This is a genomic window from Candidatus Hydrogenedentota bacterium (assembly GCA_012730045.1).
Lineage (GTDB): Bacteria > Hydrogenedentota > Hydrogenedentia > Hydrogenedentales > CAITNO01 > JAAYBR01.
Window position 1 is genome coordinate 13977 of sequence record JAAYBR010000123.1, and the last position, 14001, is coordinate 27977.

Consider the following 14001-nt stretch of genomic DNA (forward strand, 5'->3'; position numbering starts at 1 on the left):
ATAATATATATTATCAGACGCGCCACGCAATGAGGAAGATATGGATTTGTATGACGATGGACGCGCTTGTTATGGCATGCTTGCGGCTGTTTGTGTCATTAGGTCCTCAGGGAACGTCTGTGAGCCCGTTGGAGGGTTCCGGGGCCACGCAGTTCCGCCAATCCGGGTGCCTGGCCATCGCCAAAGGCGTGGCAGATCCCGGTGGGGTGACCCCCCTGATGCCGTAGCCCCCCCTTTGTTTCCCCGGAGGCGCTTCGCTCGCTTGGAGGTGCGGCAGCCTGCCAGCGCCTTTCAGACCCGGTTGCACTTCATGCAATCCCGGTATCCTGCCAAGAAGGTGCTTCCGAGGGCGGCGATTCGGGTCTGGGGAGTGGCGGTTTCGTAAGAAATGCGGGTTATTGGAAGCATGGGAGTCATGGGAAGACGGAAAACGGACGGTGTCTCTGGACCGGAAAGGACTGGGTAGGCACTTCTTGGGACGCCGCACCTTGGTGGTCCGGTCCTGACGCCTGAGTGCCCCTCTCTCCTGCCCCCTCTCCCCTGCCCGCCGGAGCTACTCGTCCTCCTCCGGCGTCTCCTTTTCGGCCGGGGCCTCATAGGCGGCCGCCAGGGCGCGCACACGCTCCGTGAGACGGTTGCAGGCCTTGATCACCTGCTGGTCATCGGCCTCCCGTGCACGCTGGAGTTCACGGAGTTCATGTTCCAGTTCCACGGCGGCCTGGACAATAAAATGGTGGGTATTTAATGTTTTTCGTTCAGATGCGATCCGAAGCATCCGTTCCGTTACGCGGTCCCCGAGTTCCTGCGTATACTTTGGATTCAGGATGACGGGGACTTCCAGCGTGGTGTTTTCGACAGTGATCCTGCAGGTTTCCTGCGTGCTCATTTTTCAAACTCCCCCGCCAGGGAGTGCGCGTATTCCAGCAACAACAGGGTGTGCTGCCGCACTTCCTCCTGTCTTGCCTTTAGACGCTCATTTTCCCTGATCACACCATGAAGTTTGTCCACCGTCTCCTGCAGAACGGTTGCTTTTCTCCCGGAATTCCAGTATTCCTGCAGGGCGCGCTCCTTGTCCTCCTGTTCCTTTTCCAGGCGGGAATGCGTCTCCGCCAGCATCTCGGCAAGTGCCTGAAGCGCGGTTTCGAGCTGTTCCAACTGGCTGCGTACAAGGGGGTTCATGATGCGATTATCTCAGTTCGGCCTGATGCTTCTCCCGCAGGGACCGGAGGATTTTCTCCATGCTCTTCTGCGTGTCCTGATCCGTGAGGGTTTTTTCGGCGGACTGAAACACAAGGCTCAGGGCGACGCTCTTCTTCCCTTTCGGGAGCTGGGCGCCCTGGTACACGTCAAAGATGTCCACCCGCGTGAGCAGGTTCCCACCGGCTTTCCGCACGGACTCCACCAGGACGCCCGCCGGGATGCCGGCGTCCACCACCACGGCAAGATCGCGCAGGGACGGGGGGAACGGCGCGATGGCCTGGAACTGGGGCTTCGTCGGCGCCAGTTCCAGCAGCGCCTGAATGTCCAGTTCGGCCACGAAAACGGGCGCGGTGAAGTCCAGGCTCCGCGCAACGGAACCGGCAACTTGCCCCATAATCCCCACATTCTTGCCCGCAATGACCACTTCCGCGGCGGTTCCCGCCGCGTAAAGGTCCATCTGGAACGGGACAAACGCGCAGTTCTGGCCAAAGAAGGCCGCCACCACCTCCACCCAGCCCTTGAGGTCATAGAGGTCCGTGGGCCGGTCCGTGGCCGACCAGTGGCTCTCCCCCGCCGGTCCGGAAAGCAGCAGGCCGAGGCGCAGGGGCTCATTCGCCAGATCCTGCCCCGCCACGGGCAGGTACACCGGCCCGATCTCAAAGGCCGACAGCCGGGCGTTGCCCCGCTTGTGGTTGGTCTCCGCATTGGCCAGCAGACCCGGGATCAGGCTGGTCCGCATGCCCGCGTGGTTCTCGCTGAGGGGGTTCTGCAGGAGGACCATCTCCCCGCAATACCCGTCCAGTCCCAGTCGCTGGACCGCCGCCGGGGAGCTGAAGGTCCAGTTGTAGAACTCCGACAAGCCCCTGCTCACCAGACACTTGCGGAGAAGGGACACCTTCTTCTCGTGCGGGGCAAACACCTCCTCCGACTGGCGGACACGGGGAATGGTGGCGGGGACACGGTCATATCCGTAGAACCGCACGATTTCCTCAATCAGGTCGGTCTCCATCTTCAGGTCATGGCGCCACGAGGGCACGCCCACGGTGATCCCGTCCGCATCCTCCCGCTCCACAGGGCACCCCAGCCGTTCCAGAATGGTGCGCTGCTCGGGCGCGGGAACCGGCATGCCCAGAAACGCATCGGTTCGCGCGGTGCGCAGGGCGATGCTGCGGGGGGTGGGCTTTGTCGGATACTCGTCAATGACCCCCTCCCGGACGGTGGCCCCCGAAAGTTCGCACATCAGCGCGGAGGCGCGGTCAATGGCGTACCGGGCCATCTCCGGGTCGCTGCCCCGCTGGAAATGCTGGGCGGCCTCCGTCACCAGGCCGAGTTTCCGGGCGGTGCGGCGCACCGATGCGGGTTTGAACACGGCGCTTTCGAGGAGGATCCGGGTGGTCCCCTCCCCCACCTCGCTGTCCGCGCCGCCCATGACGCCGGCCACGGCCTGGGGATTCTTCGCGTCGGCAATGACCAGCATGTCCGGCTCCAGGGCGCGTTTCATGCCGTCCAGCGTGGTGATGGCCTCGCCGGGGGCGGCGGTGCGCACCACGATCCGGTTCTCCGCCAGCAGGTCGAAATCAAAGGCGTGCAGCGGGTGCCCGGTCTCCAGCAGGACGTAGTTGGTGACGTCCACAATGTTGCTGATGGGGCGCTGTCCGGCGGCGATGAGCCGCTGGGCCATCCAGAGGGGCGACGGACCGACCTTCACATTCTCCAGGATGCGTGCCATGTAGCGCGGGCAGGCGTCCGAATCCTCAATCCGCACGGACGAGACCCCGGCGGCCTCCCCCCCCTTCTCATCCAGTGCCGCGGCGGGAATACGCAGTTCCTTTCCGTAATAGGCGGCCAGTTCCCGGGCCACGCCGATCATGCAGGCCCAGTCGCCCCGGTTCGGCGTAACCTCAATTTCCACAACCACATCGTTGAGTCCGAGGTACTCCTTGGCGTCCATGCCGAGGGGGGCGTCCTCCGGCAGGATCATGAGGCCCGAGTGGTCCTCCCCCAGGCCGAGTTCGCGGGCGGAGCACATCATGCCCTGCGACTCGACGCCGCGCATCTTGCGCTTGCCGATGGCGAAGCCGCCGGGCAGGGTCGCGCCGACGACGGCGGCGGGCACCCGGTCCCCCGGCTTCATGTTCTTCGCGCCGCACACGATCTGGAGGGGCGCCTCCCCCCCGGTGTCCGTGCGGCAGACCACCAGGTTGTCCGCGTCGGGGTGCGGGTCAATGCTCAGGATCTGCCCGATGACCACGCCGGAAATCTCCTTTCCGGGCTCGGTCACCTTCTCGATTTCGAGGCCGAGCATGGTCAGGCGCTCGCAGAGCTCCTCCACCGGCAGGTCCAGGTCCACATACTCCTTCAGCCAGTTCAGCGAGATCTGCATGGTCAGAATTGCTCCACGAAACGGGTGTCGTTTTCATAAATGTGGCTGATGCTGCCAATGGCGTGGCGGACCATCGCGATGCGGTCCAGTCCCAGCCCGAAGGCAAACCCGGAATAGCGCTCGTAGTCATAGTTGACGGCGCGGAACACCTCCGGGTGCACCATGCCGCAGCCCAGCACCTCCAGCCAGCGGCTTTTGACCGCGCCGGTCTGGCGGTCCACGGCGGTCCAGAGAATGTCCATCTCCGCGGACGGCTCCGTGAAGGGGAAGAAATGGGGCCTGAACCGGATCTGGGTGTCCGGGCCGAAAAAGGCGTGCACGAACTTCATCAGGGAACCCTTCAGGTCCGTGAAGGTGACCCCCTCGTCCACCAGCAGCCCCTCCAGCTGGAAGAACATGGGGCTGTGGGTGGCGTCATTGTCCACGCGGTAGACGCGCCCCGGCACCACCACGGCCACCGGCGGCTTGGTTCGCTCCATCACGCGGATCTGCACCGGGGAGGTCTGCGTGCGCAGCACCACGCCCGGTTTCACAAAGAAGGTGTCGTGCGAGTCGCGCGCCGGGTGGTCCGACGGCGTGTTCAGGGCGTCGAAGTTGTAGTATTCCGACTCGATGTCCGGCCCCTGGGCGACCTGGAACCCCATGTCTGAGAAGATGCCGATGATTTCCCCCGCCACCTGGTTCAGCACATGCGTGTGGCCCAGGGGGAACCCGGTGCGGCCGGGGAGCGAGAAGTCGCAGGCGGACTCCACGGCGCGCCGGGCCTCGGCCTCCCCTTCCAGCGCGGTCTTGCGCGCGTCCAGGGCCTGGGAGATGGCGTCCCGGGTCTCGTTGGCGGCCTGCCCCGCGAGCGGGCGCTCCTCGGCGGGGAGCGAGGCAAGACTCTTCAGGATTTCGGTGATCTGCCCCTTGCGGCCGAGGAACCGTACCCGGATGTCCTCCAGGGCCTTCAGGTCGTCGCACCCGGCGATGACGCCCAGGGCGTCCTGCCGAAGCTCATTCAGGCGTTCTTTCATGTCCTCTTTCAAATCCTTGCATGTAAGTGGTTTATGCAAAACGGGATGCCCCGTTTACACGCCCTCAAACAGCGCGCGCCCGACGCGCACCTGGGTCGAGCCCTCCTCGATGGCGGTCTCGAAATCGTCCGTCATGCCCATGGAGACCTCCGGGAGGCCATGCGCGTCCGCGAGTCGCTTCAGCCCGGAGAAGCACTGCCGGAGCGTGGCCTCCGGCGCGCCGAACGGCGCCATGGTCATCAGCCCCTCGATGCGCAACCGGTCAAACCCGCGCAGGGTGTCCCATTGCGCCGCAAAGGTCGCCGGGGTGAACCCGTGCTTCGACTCCTCGCCGGACACGTTCACCTCCACCAGCACCCGCAGGAAGCGGTTCTGCTCCTCGCAGCGTTTCTGGAGGGCCTCCGCGGCCTTCACCCGGTCCAGCGCGTCGAAACACGCGCAGTGCGCCACCACCTCCGGGGCCTTCCGCGTCTGGAGCGGGCCGATGAGGTGCCACACAATGTCCTCCGGCGCCTCCAATGTCTTCGGCACCGCCAGCTCCACCCGGTTCTCCGCCATCTCCCGCACCCCCAGGCGGTGCAGTTCGCGGATTTCCGCCATGCCGACGGTCTTCGTGACCGCGATCAGACGCACCGCATCCGCCGGCCGCCCGGCGCGCGCGGCGGCGGCCTGAATGCGGTCCTGAACCCGCCGCAGATTGTGCGAAATCGCCTTCAAATTCAATGGAGAAACCCTTCCGGGGGAAACGGGATGACGCTCACGGAAGGTAAGAATAGTCCGCAGAGCCTGACCGGTGCAACTTTGGCGGCGGGGTCCCAGGAACGCGGACGGACACGGACCCGCACGGACAAACACGGACAGGATGGACAAGGAGAGCACGGGGCACCGTCTTATTTGTCCGTGCAGGTCCGTGTTCGTCCGTGGCCGTCCGTGCGCCTACTTCTCCGGGGTCAGCCCGCAGGCCCAGGCGGTGCCGCGCCGGAAGAGCTCCCCCACCTCCGGCGGCGCATAGGCGGCCCCGTTGTGGCCGAGCACGCAGTGAAACACCCGGAGCCCCGGCGTGTCCACGGTGAACGCGATGGGACATTCCTTCCCGTCCACCTTGCTCACGGCGTCGCACAGCACATGAATGGGTGTCGTTCCGTCGAGGCAGGTGTACAGCTCGTCCGTGGTCTGGAAATCCTTCATCCCCTGAACCACCGGATGGGCCGCGTCGCGGACGCGCACGGTGAACTCCCCGTGGGGGTCGTGGGCGCGCATTTCGGGGTTCCACACCCGGCCGGCGGTGGTGACGAAGTCCGGCCACTCCTGAAAGGCGCCGCAGGCGAAATGGGTCAACACCACGCCGCGTCCGCTCTCCGCGTATTGGCGCAGCCTCTCCCCTTCCACGGCCCCCATCGGAATGTTCTCCGCGTAGTTTTTGAAATGGACCACCACGGCGTCAAAGGCCGGCAGCAGCGAAGAGCCCGCCATCGCCGGACTCTCGCAGACATAGGTCTCCATCCGGTCGTCGGCCCGCAGCACCTCCACGAACGCGCGGCTGGTCTCGGGCCACGGATGCCCCGGATAGTCCTCCCCCGTCACCACCAGCACCCGCTTCTTCGCAGCGCCCTCCGGTTTCGGACGCCCCAGCAGCGCCACCTCGCCGAGAGCGGGAACGGCGCCGTCTTCCCCGACGCACGCCACCAAAAGCTCCGCCTGTCCGGCGGGCACGGGCAGCAGCATCCGCGCGGGCACGGGCTTGCCCTGGTCAAAGGCCGCCGCCGTCACCGGGGGCAGCACTTCCTCCCACCCGACGAAGCTGCCGCCGATCCCCAAACCGAAACTGACCGACTGCCGGGGCGGGTTCTTGCCCTGGGCATTAAAGACCATGCCCACGAGATACTCCCAGTCCCCCTTCATCCGTGAAACGGAGAACTCGACCCGCGCCGGGTCCTCGCCGGCGACTTTTCGAGGAGCCGGATCCTCCGCTCCCTCCTCCCCTGCCCGCGCCACCACCCGAAAACCGGACGGGAACAAGTGGGACTCCCAGACCTCCGCGGCGTGGCCCGCCGTCGCCGCCGCCATCATCCCAGCGAGGAGCATCAAGCCCGCCGCCCGTACCGGGCAAAGTCGTCCTGTGTTCACAGTCCTGTCTCCTCGGGGATGTTGAGTTCCTTCAGCGTGCCGCGCAGCAGCAGCGGATCCTCATACAGCGCCACATGCGGCTGGTACCCCAGCCCGTGGATCCAGCTCACGCCGTCAATGAGCCCGCATTCGATGCGGCCGACGCCCTGACTGTGCGCCCATTGGACACACTTGCCGAAGTCCCAGCAGGCGCTGTTGAAGGCGTCCGTGTGAAATCCGATCCGCATGGCGCCGTCTCCTGTGTTTGCCCCGGCAGATGCGGGGGCCGCCTGCGGCAAGATAGCAGAAAGCCCGGCGGCGAATAAAGCGGAAGAGTGGACGAGATGGACGGGATGGACGAGATGGACGGGATGGACAAACACAGCCCGTACCAACAGGGCTCTTTCCGTCCATTTCGTCCATCTCGTCCATTTCGTCCATTCTTTCGGTGCGCGCCGCGCGCGCTTGAGGCGCTTTCGCCGCGCGTGCTATAACCGGCGCACGGAGGCCCGCCCATGCACACCGTCCCGCAGAAATCCCCCTTCACCCTCGCCGAACACGTCGGCATCACCCTCGCCATGGGGCTGATGGGCATGTACTTCTGGGCGATCCGCGGCACGGGCGGCTATGGCGGCGCGCCGGGCGCGGTGGTGGCGGGGCTGGGGTGGGCGCTGCTCTGGCAGCTCTTCTCCTCCGTCGGCGCGGCGCGCGCCGGCACGCCGCCCCGGTCGCCGTGGATCCTCGCGGCCATCATCCTCGGCGTGGGCTTCGGCGGCATGACGGGCTACGGCGTGTACACCGCCTGGGTGCGCGGCGAGTTCTTCCTGAACCATCCCGACGGCATGCGGCCCGTGGCCCCGTGGACCGGTTACGCCATGCTCTTCGCCTGCGGCCTGCACTGGGGCGGCATCGCGGGCACCTTCATCGCGTGGGCCCTTGCGGGCCCCGTGTCCCGCAAGACCTGGATTCTCCGCATCGCGTCCGGCATTGCGGGCGCGCTGGTGGCCGTGCAGTTTGTCAGCCGCCTCCCCCAGTTCTTCCTCCCTTTCCACGCCGAGGGAATCTACCTCGACCCGGCCAACGAGACCTGCATCCGCGCCGCGGGATCCATGGAGAACGTCTTCTCCCATGTCGGCCTCTTCCTCGGGTTCCTGGCCTGCGAGGCGGCGCGCGGCAACCGGCGCGGCGCGGTTGGGATGCTGCTCATCGCCCTGGGCTTCGCCCTGCCCTTCGCCGCCGGCGGATACTGGCACACCCTGCGCGAGGCTTCCCTGCAGCTCGACTGGTGGAAGAACTGGGAGATGTCCATCGGCCTCGGCGGCGGCCTCACCCTCGGCGGGGCCTTCTGGGCCGTCCACCGCGAACCCGCCCCCGCCCGGACACGGAGCGATGTCCCCCTCGCCGTTCGGATACTGCTGGGACTAGCCCTGTATGTCACGGTCCGGGGCGCGATAAAGGGCGTCTTGGCCCACGAAGAGGTGGACTCCAAGGCCTTCATGAACAGTCTGGACGCTGCCGCCCTGATGCTGGGCGCGCTGGGATTCTTCCTGCACCGCGCGGCGGCGAAGTATCGCGCCGGGTTTCTCTCGCAGCTTCCCGCGGGGGCGCTCCTCGCCGGGCTCGGCGTCATCTGCCTCTGCGGCTACGCCGTCACCCTGCCCGGCGATCCCAGCACGGGCCGCAGTTTCCTGCTGGCCGTGTATACTGGGGACGTCCTGGCGGGCGGCCTGATTATGCTGGGAGTGCTCCACGGCGGACGCGGCGCATCGCCTCAGTCCGACTAGTCCGACCGGGTCCGACCCGTCCGACAGGCCCCCCCATCCGACCGATCCGACCGATCCGGCCGATCTGTCGGAGGACCAAAAATCGCCCCCCTCTTGAACTTCGAGGCCCGTTGTGCTATACTCTGCCCATGCGCTCAGGACCTCGGGTTGGATGGACTATTCTCATTATGCGCAGTAGGGCGGACGCAAGGGCTGAACGGACGCGGAACGGGTTCACAAGGAGAGGCTGCGATGGCTAAGGGTGTCTGGCGCTATTCCATGAATCCCCAGGAGCTCAAACTCTGGGAGGATCCGGGCATGAAGGGCTGGCGCGCCGCCATGGAGGCCTACGTCGAAGACGAGGCCCGCGAGCGCGGCTACATGAAGTATGCCCTCCTCGGCCGCAGCAAGGAAGTCATCGCCGAGAAGGAAGTCACCAAGAACACCAAGGAGCCCGCCGCCACCGCCTAAACGCGCGCGGAATCCCCCCCGGAAGGCCCCGTCCCCGCCCCCCGGAGGAAACGGACTCCCCGGGAAGCGCCCCGGCGGCGCAGGCTCCCCGGGCATCAGGAAGCGGGAACGCGGGACGGGAAGCGTGGAGGGGTGGGAAACATGGGTCCCATCGTGGTGGGCCGCAGGCCCGTTTTCTCGTTTGTTGCCTTTTTAATTATTTTCGCCGCCTTCCCGGGCACCGCACAGCCCTCCGCTTCCCTCCCCCTCCACGATGGCTTTGAATTCGGCGCTTTTGCCCCCTGGTGGACCTTTGTTCCCGCACCCTCCCTGCCGCCCGCAGTCTCCCCCACCCGTGTTCTCGAATCCCTGTCTCCCGCTGTTGGCGTTGGCCATGCTGTCCTGGACAACGGAACCACCGGTTCTCATGTGTTGAATGAACTGGTTCTTCATCTTGATCTCCAAGATTACGAAGAGGTTACCCTGTCTTTCCTCGCGCGGACCTTCGGAGGACAACCCCATATTCTTGCCCCTTGGGCCGCCTTTACCGGGAGTCCTGAATGGGACGGTCTGGCGGCGAGTCCCGACGGGGTTACCTGGTACCCCCTGCGGCATTTGACCACAGACCACGGGCTCACCACTGAGTACACGGAATTCACGGTGAATCTCGACGCCGCCGCAACGGCGTGGGGATTTTCCTACACAAACACCTTCCTGTTGCGTTTTTCGCATTATGACAATGCCCCCGCCGATGGCACTCTCCCTCCTTATGCCGGGCTGGGGCTGGACGAGGTGCGGGTGACGGGGCGGGTGCGCGGCGACTACGATTTTGGCGACGCGCCGGCCCCCTATCCTTCCACGCTGGCGGACGACGGGGCACGGCATGGGCGGTCCGCTGGGCCGTTTCTGGGCGCGCTGTGCGATTATGAGGGGGATGCGCTGCCCTCCTGGAACGCCTTGGGCGACGATGCGGAGCATGCGGCCGATGAGGACGGGGTGGTGTTGGCCGGAGCGCTGGTCCCCGGAGACTCCGTCCCAGTGACTGTGACTGCTACGGCCTCCTGTTTTCTGGATGTCTGGGTGGATTTTGGGCAGAACGGCTCGTGGTCGGACCCGGGCGACCAGGTCTTTGCCGCCCAGCCGCTGAACGCCGGAACAAACGCGCTCTCTATTGCGGTGCCTGCCGGGGCCGTCCTGGGCGCGAACGCCTTTGCGCGGTTCCGGGTGTCCTCCGCTCCTGTGGGCATGCCCACCGGCGCGGCGGCGGACGGCGAAGTGGAGGATTACCGGTTCGAGATTGTGCCGCCCGCGCCGGTCGTGTCCGCCGAACCCTCCCACACGCCCGGCACGGAGAACACCGTCTTCTGGTCGGCCGTGACGGGGGCGGACACCTACCGGGCCATGCTGTCGCCGGACCCGGCGTTTATCGGTTCCCCGGTGACGGCGGACTGGGCCCCCCTCGCGGAGCACACGTTCGCCGGCTTGGACGAGGGGCTGTTTTATTACCGGGCGCAGGCGGGGGCCTCCGTGCCGGGACACGAGGAAACCTGGGGGCAGTCCACGGCGGCGGCCTTCGAGCAGGGCACGCGGACAGGCACGGAGGTGGACGCGGCGGGCGCAGTCACATTGGCGCATGCGTCGGGCAGGAGTTTTACCGTCGGCGGGGGCGTCCCCTTCCTGCGCAGCACGTTCACCGGGGCGGTGCGCGGCAATGTGTTCAAGGCGGCGGCGGGCGCGGTGCTGACGCGGGTGGAGTTTTTGCTGGAACGTGCAGCCCCCACGGCGGTGCAGATCATCGTCTACGAGGGCGGAGCAAACGCAACGGACCCCTACACGCTGGTGCTTACCCGGGACTTGGGAACCCTTCCGGTAGGGCTGGACTATGCCGACTCCGGGCCCTTCAACCTGCCGTTGACCGCCAACCTCCACTATTTGGTGGGTGTGGCGGCGCAGGGAACGGTGAAAACAAACCGGAATCCAGTGGCTCTTCCCCCCGAAACCGAAGCGTTTGGTACCTGGGTGAAGGTCTACTATGCGGACACCTACCCGGCTCCGGCGGCGATTCCCGGCACGAACCCAGGCACCTCGCTCAACGGATATTGCCAGCGGCTGGCGTTTCGGAACACCACTGACTACGCCTCCCCCGGCACCTGCGTCTCCCCCGTGGTTGCGCCGGACCCGCTTGCGGCGTGGAACACGCTGGAATACAGCGCAATGGTGCCCGGCGCGGCGTCGTTGACGGTGGACGTGCTGCCCGCGTCGGGCACGACCCCCTTCCCGGGGTTTACGGGGCTGGTGTCGGGCGCGTCGCTCGCGGGGCTGCCGCTGGAGCCGGTGCGGCTGCGGGCGTCGTTTGCCACCTCCAACAACACGCAGACGGCGGCGCTGCATTCGTGGGGGCTGCGGTGGCGGACGGAGGCGGACCGGGTGGTGGCGGGGCCGTGGTCGGGGGCGGTGTGGTCGCGCCAGGACCAGTTGCCTCCCGCCGTGGCGGAGGTGACGCTGCTGGATGCGTCGCCGACGCGGTCGGCGACGGTGTCGTTTGGGGTGCGGTTCACGGAGCCGGTGGAGAAGGTGGAGGGGACGGCGCCGTTTGACGATTTTGCGGTGTCGGCGGGGGCGCCTCCGGGGGCGGCGGTGACGGGGGTGTCGGGGGCGGACGATCTATATATGGTGACGGTCTCGACGGGCGGGGGCGTGTCGGGGACGGTGGGGTTGCGGGTGCTGGCGTCGGGGGGGCTGCATGACGCCCTGGGCCGGGAGATGGCGGCGGATTATGACGCGGGGCCGGGGTATGACGTGGACTTCACGCCGCCGACGGTGGCGGAGATCACGCCGCTGGACGGGTCGCCGACGAATGCGCCGCTGGTGCGCTGGCGGGTGCGGTTCAGCGAGCCGATGACGGATGCGCCGACGGAGGCGCCCTTTGCGGGGTTCTCGGTGGAGGGGGTGACGGGGGCGGCGGTGATCGCCGTGGTCGCGGAGCCGGACGCGTGTGTGGTGACGGCGGCCACGGGCCCGCACGACGGCGACCTGTTGCTCCGGGTGTTGGCGGCGGCGAGTCCCCTGCGGGACCGCGTGGGCTGGCCGCTGGACGGCGACGCCCTGTCGCCGGGGGCCTATGCCGTGCGGCATCTGGACTGGGCGGTGCAGCCGCCCGCCACCGTTCAGGCACGGGAGGGGCAGGCCCTCACCCTGCACGCGCAGGCAACGGGCGGCGTCGGCGGCACGGCCCACCAGTGGTTCTTCTCCCCCGAGGGGGCCAAGGCCTTCGAGGAGGTGCCCGGGGCCGTCTTCCCCGCGTGGCTCATCGGCAGCGTCCTGTCCTCCCAGGCCGGGGACTACTACTGCGAGGCGCGCGACGCCTGGGAGACCATCCAGTCCACCACGACCCGTCTTGAGGTGGAGGACAGCCTCCCGGCGGCGTCCGCGGCGAGGCTGGCGCTCTGCGCGGCGGCCCTGGCGATGGCCGGCGCGCGCAAGGCAAGGCGCGGAAAAGCGGAACGCCCCTGAGGGCGCCGGACAGGTCGGACTTGTCGGACAAGTCGGACTTGTCGGACCTGTCCGACCGATCCGTCGGATCGGACCGATCGGTCGGATCCGTCGGATGGGCGGAACTCGTGCGCGTGTGTCCGCGCTCCTGCTATGCTCTGAACACTGGATGGAAGAAGAAACACCCCTGGTGGAGGGTCTTCCCTTGCTCGAAAGACTGCTGGAAATGCTGGTGGACGTGCTCTCCAAAATGGGCTTGGGGATGGTGGGATGGATGACCCTGCTTCTTGCCTATTATCTGTTTCGCGGCGCGATGGATTCTCTCACGGGAAACTGGTTCACCAGAAGGTTGACCCGGATGCAGGGCCTGCACAACGCGGCGGAGAAGGACCTCGTCAGCCGGATGGCGGAGCTCTTGGATGCCGGGGCCGACTGCAACGCGCGCGACAAGAAAGGGCAAACGCCGCTTATGCTGGCGGTGGGCAACACCTCGTATTGCGCCGCTTTGTACCTGCTGTCCCGGGGCGCGGATCCCAATCTCTCCGACAAGGACGGCAACACCGCCCTGCATCTCGCCTGCACGGAGCCCGATCTGTCCATGATCTGTCTGCTCGTTGGACACGGGGCGGATATTACTGTGCGGGACGCGGGGGGGGGAAACGCCGGAGCAGATTGTGCGAGACCTTCCGGAATTCGCGACAGACCCGGGGGTGAAGGAAATGGTGCTTCGATACGGCCTCAACGTGGAAGACTGAACTCCGGGGAAGACAGAGGGGGAAGCCCATCGCGGAGAAGTCCGACGGGTCCAACCTGTCCGACCGATCCGTCGGATCGGACCGATCGGTCGGATCGGTCGGATGGGGCGGGCGTGCCGGGGGGCCGTCATTCCTTGAACGGGACGCCCTCCAGCGCAAGCAGCCGCCGTTTCCAGTCGAGGCCGCAGCTGAAGCCGCCGAGGGCGGCGTTCGCGGCGAGGACGCGGTGGCAGGGCACGACGATGGCGGTGGGGTTGGCCCCGAGGGCGGCGCCGACGGCGCGCGCCGCGCCGGGAGTGCCGATGCGCCGGGCGAGTTCCCCGTAGGAGACGGTCTGCCCCCAGGGCAGGTCGCGGGCGGCGGTCCAGACGCCGCGCTGGAAGGGCGTGCCGCCGGCCCAGTCGAGGGGCACCTCGCGGAAGTCCACGATGACCCCGGCGAAGTAGTCGGCGAAGAGGGTTTCGAGGCGCTTTCCCCAGACGCGGTTGTGCCGGGAATGGAGCATGTAGGGGGCGAGGGGCCGGCGGGGATCGGGCAGGCACAGGGTCTGGAGGCCCAGGGCGGAGAAATAGCCGTAGATGGGGCCCCATGGGCTGTCAAAACGGAAATCGGCGGCGTCCATGCGGGTCCCTTCCGGTCGGTGGATCCATGATAGCACAGTCCCCGGCGGCGGGCATTCCGACAAGAGATCGCCGCGTCGGCCGCGGGACGGCCTCCTGCTAAGAAAGTACTTCTCCGGAGTTTTCCACAATGAGCTGGCAACCCATTCTTGTGGCTTGTCTTGCGAGATTTTTGAGCAACCGCTCCTGGTACTGCCGTTCGTATTCCTCCTGTCC

The 14001-nt window shown here is 66.7% G+C and carries 11 protein-coding genes and 1 pseudogene; 4 read left to right on the forward strand and 8 right to left on the reverse strand.

Annotated features, from left to right (window positions below; translation table 11 throughout):
* Positions 1-553: 553 nt before the first annotated feature.
* The 7 genes from zapA to GXY15_13640 all read right to left on the reverse strand — a co-directional run bounded on the left by zapA (position 554) and on the right by GXY15_13640 (position 6953).
* Positions 554-886: a cell division protein ZapA gene (gene zapA, locus GXY15_13610; protein NLV42244.1), complete on the reverse strand. Its 333-nt coding sequence runs from the start codon at positions 884-886 to the stop codon at positions 554-556.
* Positions 883-1179 carry a hypothetical protein gene (locus tag GXY15_13615; protein NLV42245.1) on the reverse strand — a complete coding sequence of 99 codons (297 nt, stop codon included), beginning with the start codon at positions 1177-1179 and terminating at the stop codon, positions 883-885. Before GXY15_13615 ends, zapA begins: the two co-directional genes overlap by 4 nt.
* A 7-nt stretch (positions 1180-1186) precedes the next feature.
* Positions 1187-3583, reverse strand: a complete 2397-nt coding sequence (locus GXY15_13620) for a phenylalanine--tRNA ligase subunit beta (GenBank protein NLV42246.1) — start codon at positions 3581-3583, stop codon at positions 1187-1189.
* Positions 3584-3585: 2 nt separating this feature from the next.
* Entirely contained in the window at positions 3586-4599 is a 1014-nt protein-coding gene (pheS, locus tag GXY15_13625) for a phenylalanine--tRNA ligase subunit alpha (GenBank protein ID NLV42247.1), read from the reverse strand.
* Positions 4600-4653: 54 nt separating this feature from the next.
* Entirely contained in the window at positions 4654-5322 is a 669-nt protein-coding gene (locus GXY15_13630; GenBank protein ID NLV42248.1) for a YggS family pyridoxal phosphate-dependent enzyme, read from the reverse strand.
* Between the two features lie 213 nt (positions 5323-5535).
* Entirely contained in the window at positions 5536-6726 is a 1191-nt protein-coding gene (locus tag GXY15_13635; GenBank protein ID NLV42249.1) for a ThuA domain-containing protein, read from the reverse strand.
* Complete coding sequence (locus tag GXY15_13640; GenBank protein ID NLV42250.1) at positions 6723-6953, reverse strand: hypothetical protein; 231 nt, start codon at positions 6951-6953, stop codon at positions 6723-6725. Before GXY15_13640 ends, GXY15_13635 begins: the two co-directional genes overlap by 4 nt.
* 267 nt (positions 6954-7220) lie before the next feature.
* Here GXY15_13640 and GXY15_13645 point away from each other — a divergent pair, with 267 nt between their 5' ends.
* The 4 genes and pseudogenes from GXY15_13645 (at position 7221) to GXY15_13660 (ending at position 12978) form a co-directional block, all read left to right on the forward strand.
* Positions 7221-8489 (forward strand): hypothetical protein, encoded by a 1269-nt coding sequence (locus tag GXY15_13645; GenBank protein ID NLV42251.1) that lies wholly within the window; start codon positions 7221-7223, stop codon positions 8487-8489.
* A gap of 231 nt (positions 8490-8720) precedes the next feature.
* Positions 8721-8939 carry a hypothetical protein gene (locus GXY15_13650; GenBank protein ID NLV42252.1) on the forward strand — a complete coding sequence of 73 codons (219 nt, stop codon included), beginning with the start codon at positions 8721-8723 and terminating at the stop codon, positions 8937-8939.
* A gap of 594 nt (positions 8940-9533) precedes the next feature.
* Positions 9534-12431 (forward strand): immunoglobulin domain-containing protein, encoded by a 2898-nt coding sequence (locus GXY15_13655; GenBank protein NLV42253.1) that lies wholly within the window; start codon positions 9534-9536, stop codon positions 12429-12431.
* A gap of 94 nt (positions 12432-12525) precedes the next feature.
* Positions 12526-12978, forward strand: a pseudogene (locus tag GXY15_13660) (hypothetical protein).
* 314 nt (positions 12979-13292) lie between these two features.
* Here the strand turns inward: GXY15_13660 and GXY15_13665 are convergent.
* Positions 13293-13787: a methylated-DNA--[protein]-cysteine S-methyltransferase gene (locus tag GXY15_13665; GenBank protein ID NLV42254.1), complete on the reverse strand. Its 495-nt coding sequence runs from the start codon at positions 13785-13787 to the stop codon at positions 13293-13295.
* Positions 13788-14001: the final 214 nt, after the last annotated feature.

Excerpts from the sequence above, each read along its gene's own strand:
- zapA (NLV42244.1), bottom strand. The coding sequence starts at position 886 with ATGAGCACGCAGGAAACCTGCAGGATCACTGTCGAAAACACCACGCTG.
- GXY15_13615 (NLV42245.1), bottom strand. The coding sequence starts at position 1,179 with ATGAACCCCCTTGTACGCAGCCAGTTGGAACAGCTCGAAACCGCGCTT.
- GXY15_13620 (NLV42246.1), bottom strand. The coding sequence starts at position 3,583 with ATGCAGATCTCGCTGAACTGGCTGAAGGAGTATGTGGACCTGGACCTG.
- pheS (NLV42247.1), bottom strand. The coding sequence starts at position 4,599 with ATGAAAGAACGCCTGAATGAGCTTCGGCAGGACGCCCTGGGCGTCATC.
- GXY15_13640 (NLV42250.1), bottom strand. The coding sequence starts at position 6,953 with ATGCGGATCGGATTTCACACGGACGCCTTCAACAGCGCCTGCTGGGAC.
- GXY15_13645 (NLV42251.1), top strand. The coding sequence starts at position 7,221 with ATGCACACCGTCCCGCAGAAATCCCCCTTCACCCTCGCCGAACACGTC.
- GXY15_13650 (NLV42252.1), top strand. The coding sequence starts at position 8,721 with ATGGCTAAGGGTGTCTGGCGCTATTCCATGAATCCCCAGGAGCTCAAA.
- GXY15_13665 (NLV42254.1), bottom strand. The coding sequence starts at position 13,787 with ATGGACGCCGCCGATTTCCGTTTTGACAGCCCATGGGGCCCCATCTAC.